Source organism: Pseudomonas mangiferae (assembly GCF_007109405.1).
Classification (GTDB): domain Bacteria; phylum Pseudomonadota; class Gammaproteobacteria; order Pseudomonadales; family Pseudomonadaceae; genus Pseudomonas_T; species Pseudomonas_T mangiferae.
Genome location: NZ_VJOY01000001.1, coordinates 216,985 through 233,564 on the forward strand (window position 1 = coordinate 216,985; position 16,580 = coordinate 233,564).

Consider the following 16,580-nt stretch of genomic DNA (forward strand, 5'->3'; position numbering starts at 1 on the left):
GCACGTCGCCCCGAGCGACCCCTTTCATCGTCCAGCCGCACGTCCTCGGCCTCATCGTGCCCGGTGCCGCCCGAACAGTTCGGTCGCCGTTCGGGGAATCCCGGGCGGGCTCGGCGGTCCTCTTGGGATACCGGCTTTCGGGAGGCGGCGGGCTGATGCGCGCCGCGCGCCGAGGGCCGGGCCTCAACCCACCTCCAGGAGTCTTCCCATGAACACCCCAGTAGCCAAAGCGGCCCTCGTGACGGGCGCATCCCGCGGTATCGGCAAGGACATCGCCCTGCGCCTGGCGGCCGACGGGTTCGGCGTGGTCATCGGCTACGCCGGCAACCAGGCCCGGGCCGACGAGACCGTGGCCGAGATCCGCGCCCAGGGCGGCAGCGCTGTCGCAGTGCAGGGGGACGTGGCGGACGCGGACGACGTCGCCCGGTTGTTCGCCGCGGCCCAAGAGGCGTTCGGGCGCCTGGACGCGGTGGTCAGCAACGCCGGCGTCATGGAGCTGGCGCCGATCCGCACGGACACGGTGGCGGCGTTCGACCGGATGATGACCACCAACGTGCGCGGCACCTACCTGGTGCTGGCCAAGGCCGCCGAGGTCCTCGGCGACGGCGGGCGGATGGTGGCGCTGTCCACCAGCGTGATCCCCAAGGCCTTCCCCGGTTACGGCGCGTACATCGCCTCCAAGTGCGCCGTCGAGGGGCTGGTGCGGGTGCTGGCCAACGAACTGCGCGGTCGCGGCATCACGGTGAACGCCATCGCCCCGGGGCCCACCGCCACCGATCTGTTCCTCAACGGCAAGACCCCGGAGCAGGTGGAGTCCCTGGCGAAGATGGCGCCACTGGAACGCCTCGGTCAGCCGGAGGACATCGCCGGTGCGGTGGCCTTCCTGCTGGGCGACGACGGCGCCTGGGTCAACGCCCAGATCCTGCGGGTGAACGGCGGGTACGTCTGAGGCCCGGACGCGCCTGGGCGGAGGCGGCGCGAGGCCCCTCGCAGGCGGTGTCGGCGAAGCGCGGGGTTGGGAAAGGAGGAGGGCAGGGCCGGTATCGCGTGGGCGGGAATCCCGTCGCGCGGCATCACGCAGCCGGCCGATCGCCGCCCAGGGCGTTCACTGGAATTCGCGGGCCAGGTCGGCCAGCGATGGAAGATCGCCCCGGCACCGGGCCGGGGCGAGGCGGGTCACTTCAGGGGCAGGGTGTAGGAGAGGATCAGGCGGTTCTCGTCCAGGTCACCGATGGAGGCGTTGGAGCGGACCATCGCGTTGCGCCAGCGCACCGAGACATTCTTCAGCGGGCCGTCCTGCACGGTGTAGGTGACGTCGATGTCCCGTTCCCATTCCTTGCCGTCGCCGCCGGCCACGTCGAAGTTGTCGCCCTTCAGGTAGCGGGTGAGGAACACCAGCCCCGGCACCCCCAGCTTGGCGAAGTCCAGGTCGTAGCGGGCCTGCCAGGAGCGTTCCTTGGCGCGGGTGAAGTCGAGGATCTGCACCACGTTGGCGACGTTGGCGTCGGCGTCCTGCAGGTAGGGGAAGGGCGTGTCGCCGCCGTTGTCCTGGTAGCCGACGCGGAAGGTGTGGGTGCCGGTGCTGGCGGACAGCAGGACCGAGGTGAGCCCGTTGTCGATGTCGCCGGCCCGCGCGCCACCGGCCTCGGAGGAGTCGAAGTAGCCGAGGTTGGCCCCCAGGCTCCAGTCGCCCACCGGGTGGCTGAGCACCGCGCCGACGTAGTTCTGCTTGTAGACGTCGGCCAGCTCGCCGCGCCAGTAGGAGAGGGTGGCATGGGGGCTGAGGGTGTAGGCCGCGCCCAGGTAGTCGAAGTGGTCGCCCGAGGCCCCGTAGTTGCCGGCCAGCAGGTCGTCGTGGTTGCCGCTGGAGTTGCGGTAGTTCACGTGGTCGAAGCGCCCGGCGTCCAGCAGCAGGTTGTCGATGTCCGCCGACTGCAGGGTGATGCCGTTGAACAGCGGCGGCAGCAGGCGGGCGTCGCTGGAGAGCAGCACCGGCGACTTGGGCATGAAGCCGCCCACCTTCAGCTCGGTCTTGGAGATCTTCGCCTTGAGCGCCCCGGACAGGTCGGTGTATTCGTCCGGGCCCGAGTCGCCGAAGGCGTTGGGCAGCAGCCCGGTGCCGGCGCGGGCGCCGGACGAGTCCAGCTTCAGCCCCAGGGCGCCATAGAGGTCCAGGCCGAAGCCGACGGTGCCCTCGGTGTAACCCGACTTGACGTTGAGGATGAAGCCCTGGGCCCATTCCTCGCGCTTGGACTGGGCCACGCCCGAGTCGCGCAGGTCGCGATTGAAGTAGAAGTTGCGCAGTTGCAGGGTGGCGGTGCTGTCGCCGAGGAAGTCGGCGTGGGCCAGGCTCGGCAGGGCCAGCACCGGGGGCAGGGCCAGCAGCCCGCACAGATGGGCGAGGGGACTCTTGTTCATTGTTGTTATCCGTCGTGGGTATTCGGGGCGGACTCGGGTCCGGCGCGGCAAGCATGCGCAAGCGGCGAAAGGCTTGGGAATTCGGTTTTCCTTAAGCGGTCCTTCGGTGCGGCGAAACATGCCGTACCCGCCCGCGGGTGCTTAAGCCGGGCGAAAGGCCGCCTTTCAGGATGCGAAATTGCCGCCCATGGCGGCCACGCCCATGCTGGCTGCCTCACCCGCTACAGAAGAGTTCCGCGCCATGCGAGACGCGCTGATCGTTTCCCCGCTCCGGACCCCCATCGGCAAGTTCGGCGGCGCCCTGGCAGCGCTGACCGCCGACCAGCTGGCGGCGACCATGATCCGTACCCTGGTGGGCCGCCTGGGCCTGCCGGCGGAAACCCTCGACGAAGTGATCGTCGCCCAGTCCTACGCCTCCAGCGAGGCGCCCTGCATGGGCCGCTACGCCGCGCTGCTGGCGGACCTCCCCCTGGAAGTGCCCGGCTACACCCTGGACCGCCGCTGCGGTTCCGGCCTGCAGGCCCTGGCCGATGCGGCAATGCAGGTGCAGAGCGGCCACGCCGACGCGGTGCTGGTGGTGGGCGTGGAGAGCATGAGCAACATCGAGTACTACAGCACCGACATGCGCTGGGGCGCCCGGGCCGGCAGTGTGCGTCTGCACGACCGCCTGGAGCGCGGCCGCGAGCGGTCCCAGCCGCAGGAGCGCTTCGGTTATATCTCCGGCATGCCGGAGACCGCGGAAAACCTCGCCCGCGACTACGCCATCAGCCGCGAGGACGCCGACCGGTTCGCCGTGCGCAGCCACCAGAACGCCGCGGCGGCCTGGCGTGACGGGCGCTTCGCCGAGGAGGTGGTGCCCATCGACGTACCCGGCAAGCGCGGCGCCCGCACCACCGTGTCGATGGACGAGGGCATCCGCGAGGACGCCAGCCTGGACAGCCTCGGCGGGCTGCGGGTGCTGCTGCCCGACGGCGTGTGCACGGCCGGCAACTCCAGCCAGCAGAACGATGCCGCCGCCGTGTGTCTGGTGGTCTCCCCGGACTATGCCGCTCGCCACGGCCTCAAGCCCCTGGCGAAGCTGGTGGACTGGGCCGCGGCGGGCTGCGACCCGGCGCGCATGGGCATCGGCCCGGTGCCGGCGGTGGCCCGGCTGCTGCAGCGCACCGGCCTCGGCCTGGGCGACATGGACCTGATCGAGGTGAACGAAGCCTTCGCCGCCCAGGCCCTGGCGGTGCTGCGGGAATGGCGCCTGGAAGAAGACGACCCGCGGGTGAACGTCAACGGCTCGGGGATTTCCCTCGGCCACCCCATCGGCGCCACCGGGGTGCGCATCATGACCACGCTGCTCCACGAGATGCAGCGCCGCGGCGCCCGCTACGGGCTAGAAACCATGTGCATCGGCGGCGGCCAGGGCATGGCCGCGCTGTTCGAGCGCGTCTGAGGAGGCCATCGATGAACTGGTACGACGCCAACGGCACCGCCCTGCGTTATCAGCTGGGGGAGGGCGACGGCCCGACCCTGGTGTTGATCCACGAGATGGGCGGCTCCCTGGAGAGCTGGGACGAAGTCTGGACGGCCCTGCCGGGGCTGCGCCTGCTGCGTTACGACACCCGCGGCGCCGGGCTTTCCCAGAAGATCGTCGGCGAGGTGGAGATCGACCAGCACGTGGACGATCTCGCCGCGCTGCTGGACGGCCTCGGCCTGCAAGGCCCGGTGTCCCTGGCCGGGGTCGCGGTGGGCGCGGCCATCGCCATTCGCTTCGCCGCCCGCCACCCGCAGCGGGTGGACGCCCTGGTGGCCATGGCGCCGGCCTGCGGGGTCGCCGAGGCGGCCCGGGAGGGCGCGTTGCAACGGGCCGCGGCGATCCGCCGGGAGGGCCTGACGGAGACCGTCGCCGCGCTGCTGGAAAAGACCTGGCCGGTGCCGCTGCGCAGCGACCCGGCCCGCTACGAGACCTTCCGCCTGCGCTGGCAGGGCGGCGACCCCCAGGGCTTCGCCGCGGTGTTCGCCATGCTGGCGCGGATGAACCTGGACGGCGACCTGCCGCGCCTGCCGCCGCGCACCCTGCTGGTGGCCGGCGAGTACGACGGCCTGCGGCCGCCGGCGGAAATCGACCGGCTGGCGGCCCTGGCGCCCCAGGCGGAAGCGCTGCACGTCGCCTCCGGCCACTTCATGCCGGTGCAGAGCCCGCGCCTGGTGAGCACCCTGCTGCGGCGCTTCGTCGGCGAGGGCGCACGTGGCGCCGCAATCTACCCGGCGTTCATCGCCGACCCGGCCAACCGGGCGGGCGCCAGCGGCCACGCCGCCTGAGCCCGCGCCCCGGCGCCGTCACTATTACAAGAGAGGAACCCACGCCATGATGCAGTCCCGCATGATCGGAGACATCAAAGTCACCCGCATCCTCGAGTACGCCGGCCCCACCCACGACCCGGCGTTCCTCTTCCCGGACATGGACCGCAGCGTGCTGGACGAGTACCGCGGCCTGATGGCGCCCCACCACTGGGTGCCCCACATGAACAAGCTGATCGTCACCATCCAGTTCTGGGTGGTGCACGTGGGCAGCGAGATCATCGTGGTGGACACTGGCGTCGGCAACTTCAAGCCCCGCGCCGCCATCCCGCGGATGAACATGCTCAACACCCTGGTGCGGGAATGGATGACCGCCGCCGGCGCGCCGCCGGAGAAGGTCACCCACGTGGTGATCACCCACCTGCACTCCGACCACGTGGGCTGGAACACCACCTGGCAGGACGGCCGCTGGGTGCCGACCTTCCCCAATGCCCGCTACCACCTGCCCAAGGACGACTTCGTGTTCTGCCGCGAGGGCAAGAACAAGGAGCCGGGGGTGATCGACGTGTTCGGCGACTCGTTCTTCGACAGCGTGATGCCCGTCGTCGACGCCGGCCTCGCCGAGATGATGGAGCCGGGCCAGGAGATCGCCGACTGCCTGGTGGTGGAGCCGGCCCCGGGCCACAGCCCCGGCCAGGTGACCTTCCGCGTGCGCTCCGGCGGCGAGGAAGGGATCTTCTGCGGCGACATCCTGCACAGCCCGGTGCAGATCGTGCGGCCCGACATCAACTCCGGCTACTGCATCTGGGAGGACACCGCGCGCAAGACCCGCCTGGAGTTCCTCAACCGCGCGGCGGACCGCGAGGCGCTGATCATGCCGGTGCACTTCGGCGAACCCCACTGCGGCTTCATCCGCCGCGAGGGCGACGGATTCCGCTTCGAACCGTCCCACTGGTAGCCGGCAAAGTCCCCGCCACCGGCCACGCCCGGCGGCGGGGTGGCCCCGGGGCCGCCTGCCGCCGCGAACCCCCGCGGGTTCCCACCTCTGCACGACGCGAACGCGCCGCCACGCCGGTTACCGACGAATGTCGGCTAGGCAGTGTGGCTGCCAGCCAGTACCGTGGCTCATTTCCGTTGGCAAGAACGATCCGACCATGGCGATGCATTTCGATATCACCGACTTCCGGCTGTTCATCAACGTGGCCGAGACCAGCAGCCTGACCCGGGGCGCCGAGCGCTCCTTCCTGTCGGTCCCCGCCACCAGCAACCGGATCAAGAACCTCGAAGACAACCTGGGCATGAAGCTGCTGGAGCGCTCGCCCCAGGGCGTGACCCTGACCAACGCCGGCAAGACCTACCTGCAGCACGCCCGGGTGATCCTGTCGCAGCTGGAAATGCTCACCGGCGACCTGCAGGAATATGCGGTGGGCCTCAAGGGCCAGCTGCGCCTGCTGGCCAACACCACCGCCATCACCGAATACCTGCCGCCGGTGGTGGGGGAGTACCTGCGCACCCACCCGGACGTGCACATCGACATGCGCGAGCGGCTCAGCGACGACATCGTGCGCAGCATCCGCGACGGCAGCGCCGACCTGGGCATCGTCTCCGGCAGCGTGGTCACCGAAGGGCTGCAGAGCGTGCCTTTCGTCTCCAGCCGCCTGACCATCATCGCCCCCCATGGCCATCCGTTGCTGGAGCGGGGCGAAGTGTTTTTCAAGGAAGCGCTGTCCTACGCCTTCGTCTCGCTGCTGGAAGGCAGCGCCATCCACGTGTTCCTCAGCCGCGCCGCGGCGGCGCTGCACATCCCGCTGACCATCCGCGTGCAGGTGGCCAGCTCCGACGCGATCTTCCGCATGGTGGAGGCAGGGGCGGGCATCGCCATCGTGCCCCAGGCCGGCTTCGAGCGCCTCAAGGGCCAGCAGAAGCTGGGCGCCTGCACCCTGCTGGACCCCTGGGCGGTGCGCACCTTCCAGCTCTGCGCCCAGGATTTCGACGGCCTTTCGGCCTTCGCCCGGGACTTCGCCGACAGCCTCATCGACTGGTACCGCACGCCGGCGGACGGCGAACCCGGCTAGGCCTGCGCCTGCCTGCTTAAGCCCAGGCTAAGCCGGGGTTTCACAGAGCGAAATTGTCTGCGCCAGGCGGCTCTGGGAGCCTTGTCGCACAGGGATGCGCCGCCGTTACACACGCGGACACCACCGAAGACAAGAGGAAAGAGCATGGCCGAACACCGCTGGAAACAGCGCCCCGAGGGGTCCAACTGGGGCGATTTCGGCCCCGACGACCAGCGCGGGCGCCTGAACCTGCTGACCCCGGAGAAGGTGCTGCAAGGCATCGCCGAAGTCCGCGAAGGGCTCAGCTTCTGCCTCAGCCTGCCCCTGGACTACCCGGGCGGCAACGCGATGAACGTCAACCGCCTGCCGCCGATCCTGCGCCCGCTGCTGCGCAAGGGCGGGGTGAACATGAACTACCAGTACCAGTGGATTCAGGAAGGCCGGCCGGACGTGCTCAGCGACGACCTGGCGATCCTCCATCTGCAGTATTCGACCCAGTGGGACGCGCTGTCCCACGTCGGCGCCCTGTTCGACGCGGACGGCGACGGCGTGCCGGAGCCGCTCTACTACAACGGCTTCCGCGCCGGCAGCGATGTGCAGGGGCCCAGCGACACCGACGACTGTGGCCTGCAGGGCGCCCTCAAGCCCCACAGCACCTCCTGCGCCCACGCCCTGGGCATCGAGCGCATGGCCGAGACCTGCGTGCAGGGGCGCGGGGTGATGATCGACCTGCACCATCACTTCGGCCTGGGACGCACTCACGTCGGCTACGACGACCTGATGCGGGTGCTGGAGGCGGACCGGGTGGAGGTCGAGAGCGGCGACCTGGTGTGCCTGCACACCGGCTACGCCGAGGCGCTGCTGGGCATGAACAAGCAACCCGACCCCAAGGCCCTGGAGCGCCTTGCCGCCGTGCTGGATGGCGAGGATTCGCGGCTGCTGAACTGGATCACCGACAGCAACCTGGTGGCCATCGCCGCCGACAACTACTCGGTGGAGATCTTCCCCTCCGGCGACGCCGGGCCCTGCTGCTCGGTGATGCCGCTGCACCACCACTGCCTGTTCAAGCTCGGGGTACACCTGGGTGAGTTGTGGCACCTGACGCCCCTGGCCACCTGGCTGCGGGCCAACGGCCGCAACCGCTTCCTGCTCACCGCGCCGCCGCTGCGCCTGCCCGGCGCCGTGGGCGCGCCGCTGAACCCCGTCGCCACCGTCTGACCTAGAAGGAGACCTGCTGTGTCCAACGAACGCGTGCTCATCACCGGGGGCGCCTCCGGTATCGGCGCCGCCATCGCCCAGCGCTGCCGGGAGGAGGGCTACGAGCCGGTGATCATCGACCGCGTCGGTGACGGCCTGATCGCCGACCTGGCCGATACCCGCGCCACGGCCGAAGCCCTGGAGGCGGCCCTGGCGGACGGCCCCATCACCCGCCTGGTGAACAATGTCGGCATGGTCTGCCCGGCCAGCGCCGAGGAGCAGAGCCTGGAGGACCTGGAACGGGTCTGGGCGCTGAACCTGCGCTGCTCGCTGCAATGCATGCAGGCCCTGCTGCCGGGCATGAAAGAGGCCGGCTTCGGTCGCATCCTCAACATGTCCTCCCGGGCCGCCCTCGGCAAGGAACTGCGCAGCGCCTACGCCGCCACCAAGGCCGGCCTGCTGGGAATGACCCGGGTCTGGTCCCTGGAGCTGGGGCGCTTCGGCATCACCGCCAACGCCATCGGCCCGGGGCCGATCCGCACCGAGCTGTTCGAGCGGGCCAACCCGCCGGACAGCCCGCGCACCCAGGCGATCATCGACACGGTGCCGGTCAAGCGCCTGGGCGTGCCGGACGACATCGCCCAGGCCGCCTCGTTCTTCCTCGACCGCCGCAGCGGCTTCGTCACCGGCCAGGTGCTCTACGTCTGCGGTGGCATGACCGTGGGCGTCGCCGGGGTCTGACCCCCGTTCCACGCGGGCGCCCGGCGCCCGCGCCTCTCCAGGCCCGGCCAGGCCGGACCCACCGCGCTTCGCGGCAGGATCCCGGCTCCCGGCCGTCTTCCACATCCTTCCGCCCGCATGCGCGGCAGCTCGCCATTCCCCTGCCTGCCCGCACACCTTAAGCCAGGGTTAAGCAGGCCTTCCGCAGACTGAAATTGTGGCCCTCCGGGGGCGCTGGCAAGCTGGTTTCCATCGTGCCGGCGGCCCGATTCCCACGAGTGCGCGGCCTGCCCGGGCCGTATTCGCGGCCCGGACGGCGGCCACAGGAAAAGAACAAGAGGAAGCAGCAGTCATGATCGACAAGCTTTTACCCAGCGCGGCCGATGCCCTGGCCGACATTCCCGATGGCGCCACCGTCGCCGTGGGCGGTTTCGGCGGCGCCGGGATGCCCGAGGACCTGATCGAGGCGCTGATCGCCCAGGGCGCCCGCGAGCTGACCCTGGTGAGCAACAACGCCGGCCAGGGCGACACTGGGCTGGCGGCGCTGCTCAAGGCCGGCCGGGTGCGGCGCATCCTCTGCTCCTACCCGCGCATGACCGGCTCCCATGTCTTCGAAGAGCTGTACCGGGCCGGGCGCATCGAATTGGAGATCATCCCCCAGGGCAACCTGGCCGAGCGCCTGCGCGCTGCGGGCTGCGGCATCGGCGCCTTCTTCACCCCCACCGCCTACGGCACGCCGCTGGCCGAAGGCAAGGAGACCCGGGTGATCGACGGCCGCGGCTACGTGCTGGAGTACCCGATCCACGTGGACTACGCGCTGATCAACGCCGAGGCCGGCGACCGCTGGGGCAACCTGATCTACCGCAAGACCGCGCGCAACTTCAGCCCGGTGATGGCCATGGCCGCGCGCCACACCATCGCCTCGGTGGGCCGCGTCTGCGAGCTGGGCGAGCTGGACCCCGAGCAGGTGGTCACCCCCGGCATCTTCGTCAAACGCATCGTCCGGCGCACCCCCGTGGGCAGCGCGACGGCCGATCAGCAACAGGTGGGATGAGCATGGACAAGCAGACACGCAACGCGATGGCCGCCCGGGTGGCCCGGGACATTCCCGAGGGCGCCTACGTCAACCTGGGCATCGGCCTGCCGACCCTGGTGGCCAACTACCTGGCCACCGACAAGGACATCTTCCTGCACAGCGAGAACGGCGTGCTCGGTCGCTGGAGCGCGGCGCCGGCGGGCGAGGAGGACTGGGACATGATCAATGCCGGCAAGGAGCCGATCCTGCTGGCCCCGGGCGCGGCCTTCTTCCACCACGCCGACTCCTTCGGGATGATGCGCGGCGGCCACCTGGACATCTGCGTGCTGGGCGCCTTCCAGGTCTCCAGCCGCGGCGACCTGGCCAACTGGCACACCGGCGCGCCCGACGCGATCCCCGCGGTGGGCGGCGCCATGGACCTGGCCATCGGCGCCAAGCGCATCTTCGTGATGATGGAGCACCTGGACAAGCAGGGCCGCAGCAAGCTGCTGGAGACCTGCAGCTACCCGCTGACCGGCCTGGGCTGCGTCAGCCGCGTCTACACCGACCTGGCGACCCTGGAGCTCACCGCCGAAGGCGTGAAGGTGCTGGAACTGGTGGGCGACACCGGCGCCGAGTACCTGCAGTCGGTCACCGCCGTGCCGCTGGACTTCTCCGCCCTCGGCCTGGCCGAGCCGGCCCCGGCGCTTCCCGAGCGCCCGCTGAGCCGCAGCGCCGCCGCGGCGGTGAACGGCTGAGGCCGACGGAGCGCACCGGCATGCCCACTTCCTCGCGCGCCGCCGACTGGCGCTGGGACCAGCGCGACCTCACCGAGCTGCTGACCCTGGAGCCCAACGGCGAGCGCAGCTTCCGCAGCTACGTCTGCGACACCAACGCCAACGGCCGGGTGTATGGCGGCCAGCTGCTGGGCCAGGCCCTGTGGGCGGCCAGCCAGACGGTGAGCGGGCGCAGCCCGAGCATGCTGCAGCTGACCTTCCTGCAGGGCGCGCGTCCCCAGGACGCCATCGAGTTCAGCGTGGACAGCCTGCAGGAGGGCCGGCGCTTCTCCAGCCGGCACGTCTACGGGGTGCAGGCCACCGGCGTGGTGCTCAGCGCCAACGCGTCGTTCCAGGCGGAGCAGCGCGACCCCGGCGACCCGCACCGGCTCAAGGGCGACTACCCGCCGCCGGAGGACCTACCGACCCTGGCGGAGCTGGCGGCGCGCTACCCGGACCGTTCGGAGGCGGTGCAGCTGCGCTTCTCCGGGCGACCGGTGCTGGACCTGCGGCCGATCCACCCGGAGGGCTACTTCGAGCGCCCGGCCCGAGAGCCGACCATCGCCTACTGGGTGCGCCTGAGCCATCCGCTGCCGGCGGAAGGCTGCCTGCAGCACGCGGCCCTGGCCTACCTGTCGGACAGCTGGCTGAACGGCAGCCTGGCGCCGCCGGTGGGCATGTTCGAGCTGTGGCAGCGCTACTACATCAGCAACCTCAACCACACCCTGTGGTTCCACAGCCTGGAGATCGACGTCAACGACTGGCTGCTGTTCGTCAACGACGCGGTGCGCAGCCTGTCGGGTCGCGGCCTGGCCTCGACCCACATCTACCGCCGCGATGGCACATTGGTGGCCAGTGTGGCCCAGGACATGCTCATCTCGCCCCGCGCCGACTGAGCGCCGGGCCCCGAAACACCGGCCGCGAGGCCGCTGGGAACACGCGCCGACGCCCTTAGCCCAGCCGAAAGGCGAGCTTTCGCAAAGGCAAATGGGCGGCGAAAGGAAACTGTCGCATGCTCGGCGCGTACACAGGAATCCGCATCCGGACGCCGCCTGCACGGACCCGCAGGCCGATGCACTCCACCCCGAACTGCCAAGCGCCGGGGTGACGATCACATGGGCTGGCACAGCCATGAGCCGATATCCAATAACAAGAAGGACGGTCGACATGTTCGAATGGTACAAAACGGGTTCGTCCCAGGAACGCAAGACGTTCTGGGCCTGCTTCTCCGGATGGGCGCTGGATACCTACGACGCCCAGATGTTCAGCTTCCTGCTGCCAGCGCTGATGGCCGTGTGGCAGATTTCCAAGGGCGAGGCCGGGGTGCTGGGCACCGCCGCGCTGCTATCCGCCTCCCTGGGCGGCTGGATCGCCGGCATCCTCAGCGACCGCTACGGTCGCGTGCGCATCCTGATCTTCACCATCTGCTGGTTCACCGCCTTCGGCGTGCTGGCCGGCTTCACCAACTCCTTCCACCAGATGCTGGTGGTGCGCACCCTGCAGGGCCTCGGCTTCGGCGGCGAGTGGGCAGTAGGCGCGGCGCTGATGGCGGAGATCGTGCGGCCGCAGCACCGGGGCAAGGCCCTGGGCTTCGTGCAGAGCGGCTTCTCCCTGGGCTGGGCCCTGGCCGCGGTGGTCATGACCGGCCTGCTGACCTGGCTGCCCCAGGAGCTGGCCTGGCGCGTGGCGTTCTGGGTCGGTGTGATCCCGGCGGGCTTCGTGCTGTTCATCCGCCGCCACGTGAAGGACCCGGAAATCTACAAGAAGGCCACTGCCCAGGCCGAGGAGAAAGCCTCGATCCTCTCCGCCTTCCGTCCCGCGGTCGTCCGCCTGACCCTGCTGGGTGCGCTGCTGGTGACCGGCCTGCAGGCCGCCGCCTACACCATCATGGCCTGGCTGCCGACCCTGATGACCCAGGAGCGCGGGCTGAAGCCCGGCCCGGTGGTGGTGACCATGCTGATCATGTGCGCGGGCGCCTTCGTCGGCTTCGTGATCACCGCCTGGCTGGCGGACCGCTATGGCCGCCGTCCGGCCCTGCTGCTGTTCAGCATCGGCGCCTGGATCTTCACCGTCATCTACATGCTGGTGCCGATGAACTCCACCCTGCTGATGCTCATGGCGTTCCCGGTCGGGGCCTTCGCCACCGGTATCTTCGCGGTGCTCGGGCCATTCCTCAGCGAACTGTTCCCGACCCACGTGCGCACCACCTGCATGGGCTTCTCCTACAACCTGGGCAAGTCCCTGGGGGCGCTGTCCATCGCCGGCGTCGGCGTGCTCTCCGAGCGCATCGGCCTGGCCCAGTCCATCGGCACCTTCTGCCTGGTGGCCTACGCGCTGTCGGTGACCGCCGTGCTGCTGCTGCCGGAGACCCGCGGCGTGCGCCTGGAAGACGTGGACGCCAAGGTACTGAACGACCATGACGAAGCGGACCTGCCGCCCCATGCGCGGTTGTCCGAAGGCAAGATCTGAAGAGAGGAGAGCGCCATGCTGTACTGCGTGAAGATGGACGTGAACATCCCCCGCGACCTGGACCCGGAACGGGTCGAGACGATCAAGGCCGCGGAGAAGAAGCGCGCCATCGAAATCCAGGAATCCGGCAAGTGGCCGCACCTGTGGCGGGTGGTGGGGGAGTACGCCAACATCAGCGTGTTCGACGTGTCCGGCAACGACGAGCTCCACGAGCTGCTGTCCAGCCTGCCGCTGTTCCCCTACATGAAGATCCAGGTCACCCCGCTGGCGAAACACCCGTCCTCCATCGCCTGACCCGATTCGGCCGCCGCCCGGCGGCCGTTCCTTTTTCCTTCGATCCCCGGCGAGGGCCTGGCGCCCGCGTCGGCCCTGCCGTGGACGAGCGTACCGCCATGCCCCAGCTACTCGATGCCCAGAATCCCGACCTCGGCGGTCTGATCCGCCCGGGGGACACCGTGCTCTGGGGCCAGGCCAACGCCGAGCCGCTGCCCCTGACCCGGGCGCTGATGGCGCAGCGGGCGCGCTTCGAGCGCATCCGCGTGATGCTGGGGATCAACCATAGCGACACCTGCCGGCCGGAACACGCCGACCACGTGGGCTTCCTCGCCTACTGCGGCGCCGGCGCCAACCGCGAGCTGGTCCGGGCCGGGGTGCTGGACATCCTGCCGTGCCACTATTCGCAGCTGCCCGGCCTGATGCGCAGCCGGGCGCTGCCCATCGACGTGCTGCTGCTGCAGCTGTCGCCTCCCGACGAGCAGGGGCGCCTGAGCCTCAGCCTGGCCCACGAGTACCTGCTGCCGGCCCTGGACAGCGCCCGGGTGGTGATCGCCGAGGTGAACCGCCAGGCCCCCTGGGTGCAGGGGGAACGCTACCTGACCCTGGATGACCTGGACGCCGTGCTCTACAGCGACCGGCCGCCCCTGGAGAGCGCCGTGGCGGAGCCGCGACCCGCCGACCGCCTGATCGCCGGGCACATCGCCGGGCTGATCGAGGACGGCGCCACCCTGCAGCTGGGCATCGGCGCCATTCCCGACGCGGTGCTGGGGGCGCTCACCGACCGCCGCGACCTGGGCATCCACTCCGGCAGCCTCGGCGACGGGGTCGCCCAACTGATGCAGCGCGGCGTGGTGACCAACCGCCTGAAGCCGGTGGACCGCGGCCTCACCGTGGGCGGCGTGCTGCTGGGCAGCCAGGCGCTGCACGCGTTCGCCCACCGCAACCCGGCCATCAGCCTGCGCTCCACCCGCTACACCCACGACCCGGACGTGCTGGCCAGCCTGGAGCGCTTCGTCGCCATCAACTCCGCGGTGGAGGTGGACCTCACCGGGCAGATCAACTCCGAAGTGGCCGGCGGGCGCTACATCGGCGCGGTGGGCGGCGCCCTGGACTTCCTGCGCGGCGCGGGGCGCTCCCGGGGTGGGCTGCCCATCGTCGCACTGCCGGCACGGGCCGGTACCAACGACCGCATCGTCGCCCGGCTCGGCGGGCCGGTGACCGTGCCGCGCAGCGACGCGGGGCTGGTCGTCACCGAGTACGGGGTCGCCGACCTGCGCGGCCTGTCGCTGAAACAGCGGGTGCAGCGGATGCTGGACATCGCCCACCCGGACAGCCGCGCCCACCTGGAAGCGGCCTTCGCCGCGGGCTGAGGGCCCTGCGGCGTCTTCCGGGGTGGGCGTACCGCCAGCCCCTTCGCTTGCCACACGCCGGCTGGTGGCCGACCTGCCTGAATGATGCGGATTTGCCGGTGGACTCTCGGTCGAGGCTTTTCAAGACGTGGGCGATCGATAGGGAGATCGCCGCCTGCAGGTGCCCCCTTGCTGTGCCCGCTGGGCATCGTGCGCCGCCCCCTGGATGGGCAGCGCCCGGGTTTTCTCGGCGGATCGCATCCGCAAAGCGAACTGGCGCGCCTGCCGGGACGCCATCGCCGCCCCCGCTGGAGGCGGGTCGCCTCGTCCGAGCGCCTCCAGGTGCTCACCCAGCCCGGGGACGGACATCCGTAGGCGACTCCGTCTACCGGTTCACCCCCCAACGCCACCCGGCGGTGATCGCCTGCCGGGTGTTCGCGCGGGACGGCCCCACCCGCATCGCCAGCAGTGGCCATTTCGCCGGCGACCGAGCCGCCTACGCGGCCTGGCTCGACCTGTATCGTGCCCGGGGCCGGCACACCCACGCGGCCATCGCCGCGGTGGACCCCTGAGCCCGCCAGTGGACCCGCTGGCGCACAAATGAGCGGTGCCGTGGGCGCTTGCGCCCGGGCGCGCCCGGGTCGATGGAGCGGCCCTGTGCGCCGTGCTATGTTGCACGCCTGTATTCGTCCGGGTCCGCTCCGGACCTATCCTTTCCAACGCACCGCTCCCGGTCGTTGCCTTTTTTCGAGGACGAATGATGCCTGCATCGGCACTGGCTGAACTGCTGAAGACCTATGAGAGCGAACTGCTGGAGGAATGGATCGGCGCCCAGCGCGCCGCCGGCCTTCGCAGCGACCTGATCGACCTGGACACGGTGGTATCCAACTCCCGGGAACTGCTCAAGCTGCTGGCGGTGGCGGCGGAGCAGGGCATCGACGACCTGGGCGCCCGCCACTGGGAGCCGGTGCGCGGCATGCTGGAGCGCCTGTCCCGGGCCCAGAGCCGCCAGGGCTTCAGCCCCTCGGAAACCGCCACCTTCGTGTTTTCCCTCAAGGAACCGCTGTTCGCCAAGATCCAGCAGCACTGCGGCGCCGCGTCCCTGAACGAGATCTGGAACGCTACCCGGCTGCTGGACCGCCTGGGCCTGTACAGCATGGAGCACTTCATGGCGGGCCGGGAAACCGTGATCCGCGAGCAGCAGGAAAGCATGCTGGAGCTGTCCACCCCGGTGGTGGAACTGTGGAAGGGCGTGCTGGCGGTCCCGCTGATCGGCTCCCTGGACAGCAACCGCACCCAGGTGGTGATGGAAGCGCTGCTGCAGAAGATCGTCGAGACCGAGTCGGAAATCGCCATCATCGACATCACCGGCGTGCCCACCGTGGACACCATGGTGGCGCAGCACCTGCTGAAGACCGTCACCGCCGCCAAGCTGATGGGCGCCAAGTGCATCATCAGTGGCATTCGCCCGCAGATCGCCGCCACCATCGTGCACCTGGGGGTGGAGCTGGGCGACGTGATCACCAAATCCTCCCTGGCCGATGCCTTCGTCGTTGCGCTCCGCGAGCTCGACGTGCGCCTGGTATCGCGCCCGGTTCTTCGCTGAGGAGGCCGCGCCATGGTGGAACGCATCCCGATCCTGAAGATGGGCAATTTCCTCCTGCTGTCGATCCAGGTGGACATGCATGACCAACTGGCCCTCGACCTGCAGGAAGACCTGACCGCGCAAATCGTCAAGCACCGCTCCCGGGGCGTGCTGATCGACATCTCCGCCCTGGAGATCGTCGACTCCTTCATCGGCCGGATGCTCTCCCACATCGCCCAGGTGTCGCGCATCCTCGACGCCAAGGTGATCGTGGTGGGCATGCAGCCGGCGGTGGCCATCACCCTGGTGGAACTGGGGCTGTCCCTCGAAGGTATCGCTACGGCGCTGAACGTCGAGAAGGGCATGCGCCGCCTGGAAAAGATGGTGGACGACGACATGATTCTGGAGCCAGAAAGTGGGGAAGCGAGAGAC

The 16,580-nt window shown here is 69.9% G+C and carries 16 protein-coding genes and 1 pseudogene; 16 read left to right on the forward strand and 1 reads right to left on the reverse strand.

Features of this window, described 5'->3' with window-relative positions; translation table 11 throughout:
* The first annotated feature begins 208 nt into the window (after nt 1–208).
* Nucleotides 209–949 (forward strand): SDR family oxidoreductase, encoded by a 741-nt coding sequence (locus FM069_RS00930; RefSeq protein ID WP_143486250.1) that lies wholly within the window; start codon nt 209–211, stop codon nt 947–949.
* Nucleotides 950–1,176: 227 nt separating this feature from the next.
* Here the strand turns inward: FM069_RS00930 and FM069_RS00935 are convergent, their stop codons facing one another.
* Entirely contained in the window at nt 1,177–2,418 is a 1,242-nt protein-coding gene (locus FM069_RS00935) for an OprD family porin (RefSeq protein ID WP_143486251.1), read from the reverse strand.
* Between the two features lie 241 nt (nt 2,419–2,659).
* On the opposite strand from FM069_RS00935, the gene FM069_RS00940 reads away from it, so the two are divergent.
* From FM069_RS00940 to FM069_RS01005, 15 genes and pseudogenes are all read left to right on the forward strand, one after another.
* A complete protein-coding gene (locus FM069_RS00940) occupies nt 2,660–3,859 on the forward strand; it encodes an acetyl-CoA C-acetyltransferase (protein WP_143486252.1) in 1,200 nt (399 codons plus the stop codon).
* Between the two features lie 11 nt (nt 3,860–3,870).
* Nucleotides 3,871–4,728, forward strand: coding sequence for an alpha/beta fold hydrolase (locus FM069_RS00945; RefSeq protein ID WP_143486253.1), 858 nt, complete (start codon nt 3,871–3,873; stop codon nt 4,726–4,728).
* 46 nt (nt 4,729–4,774) lie between these two features.
* Nucleotides 4,775–5,665 carry an MBL fold metallo-hydrolase gene (locus FM069_RS00950; RefSeq protein WP_143486254.1) on the forward strand — a complete coding sequence of 297 codons (891 nt, stop codon included), beginning with the start codon at nt 4,775–4,777 and terminating at the stop codon, nt 5,663–5,665.
* 196 nt (nt 5,666–5,861) lie between these two features.
* On the forward strand, nt 5,862–6,782 hold the full coding sequence (locus FM069_RS00955; protein WP_143486255.1) for a LysR substrate-binding domain-containing protein: 921 nt from the start codon (nt 5,862–5,864) through the stop codon (nt 6,780–6,782).
* Between the two features lie 144 nt (nt 6,783–6,926).
* The gene (locus FM069_RS00960) at nt 6,927–7,979 is read left to right on the forward strand and encodes a cyclase family protein (protein WP_143486257.1); all 1,053 of its coding nucleotides are present in this window, start codon (nt 6,927–6,929) and stop codon (nt 7,977–7,979) included.
* An 18-nt stretch (nt 7,980–7,997) separates the two neighbouring features.
* Nucleotides 7,998–8,699, forward strand: coding sequence for an SDR family oxidoreductase (locus tag FM069_RS00965; RefSeq protein WP_143486258.1), 702 nt, complete (start codon nt 7,998–8,000; stop codon nt 8,697–8,699).
* A 331-nt stretch (nt 8,700–9,030) separates the two neighbouring features.
* On the forward strand, nt 9,031–9,732 hold the full coding sequence (locus FM069_RS00970) for a 3-oxoacid CoA-transferase subunit A (RefSeq protein WP_143486259.1): 702 nt from the start codon (nt 9,031–9,033) through the stop codon (nt 9,730–9,732).
* Between the two features lie 2 nt (nt 9,733–9,734).
* Entirely contained in the window at nt 9,735–10,451 is a 717-nt protein-coding gene (locus tag FM069_RS00975; RefSeq protein WP_143486260.1) for a 3-oxoacid CoA-transferase subunit B, read from the forward strand.
* A gap of 20 nt (nt 10,452–10,471) precedes the next feature.
* The gene (locus FM069_RS00980; RefSeq protein ID WP_143486261.1) at nt 10,472–11,365 is read left to right on the forward strand and encodes an acyl-CoA thioesterase; all 894 of its coding nucleotides are present in this window, start codon (nt 10,472–10,474) and stop codon (nt 11,363–11,365) included.
* Between the two features lie 271 nt (nt 11,366–11,636).
* Entirely contained in the window at nt 11,637–12,938 is a 1,302-nt protein-coding gene (locus FM069_RS00985) for an MFS transporter (protein ID WP_233281949.1), read from the forward strand.
* 15 nt (nt 12,939–12,953) lie between these two features.
* Nucleotides 12,954–13,232, forward strand: coding sequence for a muconolactone Delta-isomerase (gene catC, locus FM069_RS00990; RefSeq protein WP_143486265.1), 279 nt, complete (start codon nt 12,954–12,956; stop codon nt 13,230–13,232).
* Nucleotides 13,233–13,330: 98 nt separating this feature from the next.
* Nucleotides 13,331–14,584, forward strand: coding sequence for an acetyl-CoA hydrolase/transferase family protein (locus FM069_RS00995; RefSeq protein WP_143486266.1), 1,254 nt, complete (start codon nt 13,331–13,333; stop codon nt 14,582–14,584).
* A 395-nt stretch (nt 14,585–14,979) separates the two neighbouring features.
* Nucleotides 14,980–15,135 carry a hypothetical protein gene (locus tag FM069_RS21500; protein WP_178106627.1) on the forward strand — a complete coding sequence of 52 codons (156 nt, stop codon included), beginning with the start codon at nt 14,980–14,982 and terminating at the stop codon, nt 15,133–15,135.
* A 188-nt stretch (nt 15,136–15,323) separates the two neighbouring features.
* Nucleotides 15,324–16,169 carry an STAS domain-containing protein gene (locus FM069_RS01000; protein WP_143486267.1) on the forward strand — a complete coding sequence of 282 codons (846 nt, stop codon included), beginning with the start codon at nt 15,324–15,326 and terminating at the stop codon, nt 16,167–16,169.
* Between the two features lie 15 nt (nt 16,170–16,184).
* A pseudogene (locus tag FM069_RS01005) lies at nt 16,185–16,538 on the forward strand (STAS domain-containing protein); the annotation flags it as partial.
* Nucleotides 16,539–16,580: the final 42 nt, after the last annotated feature.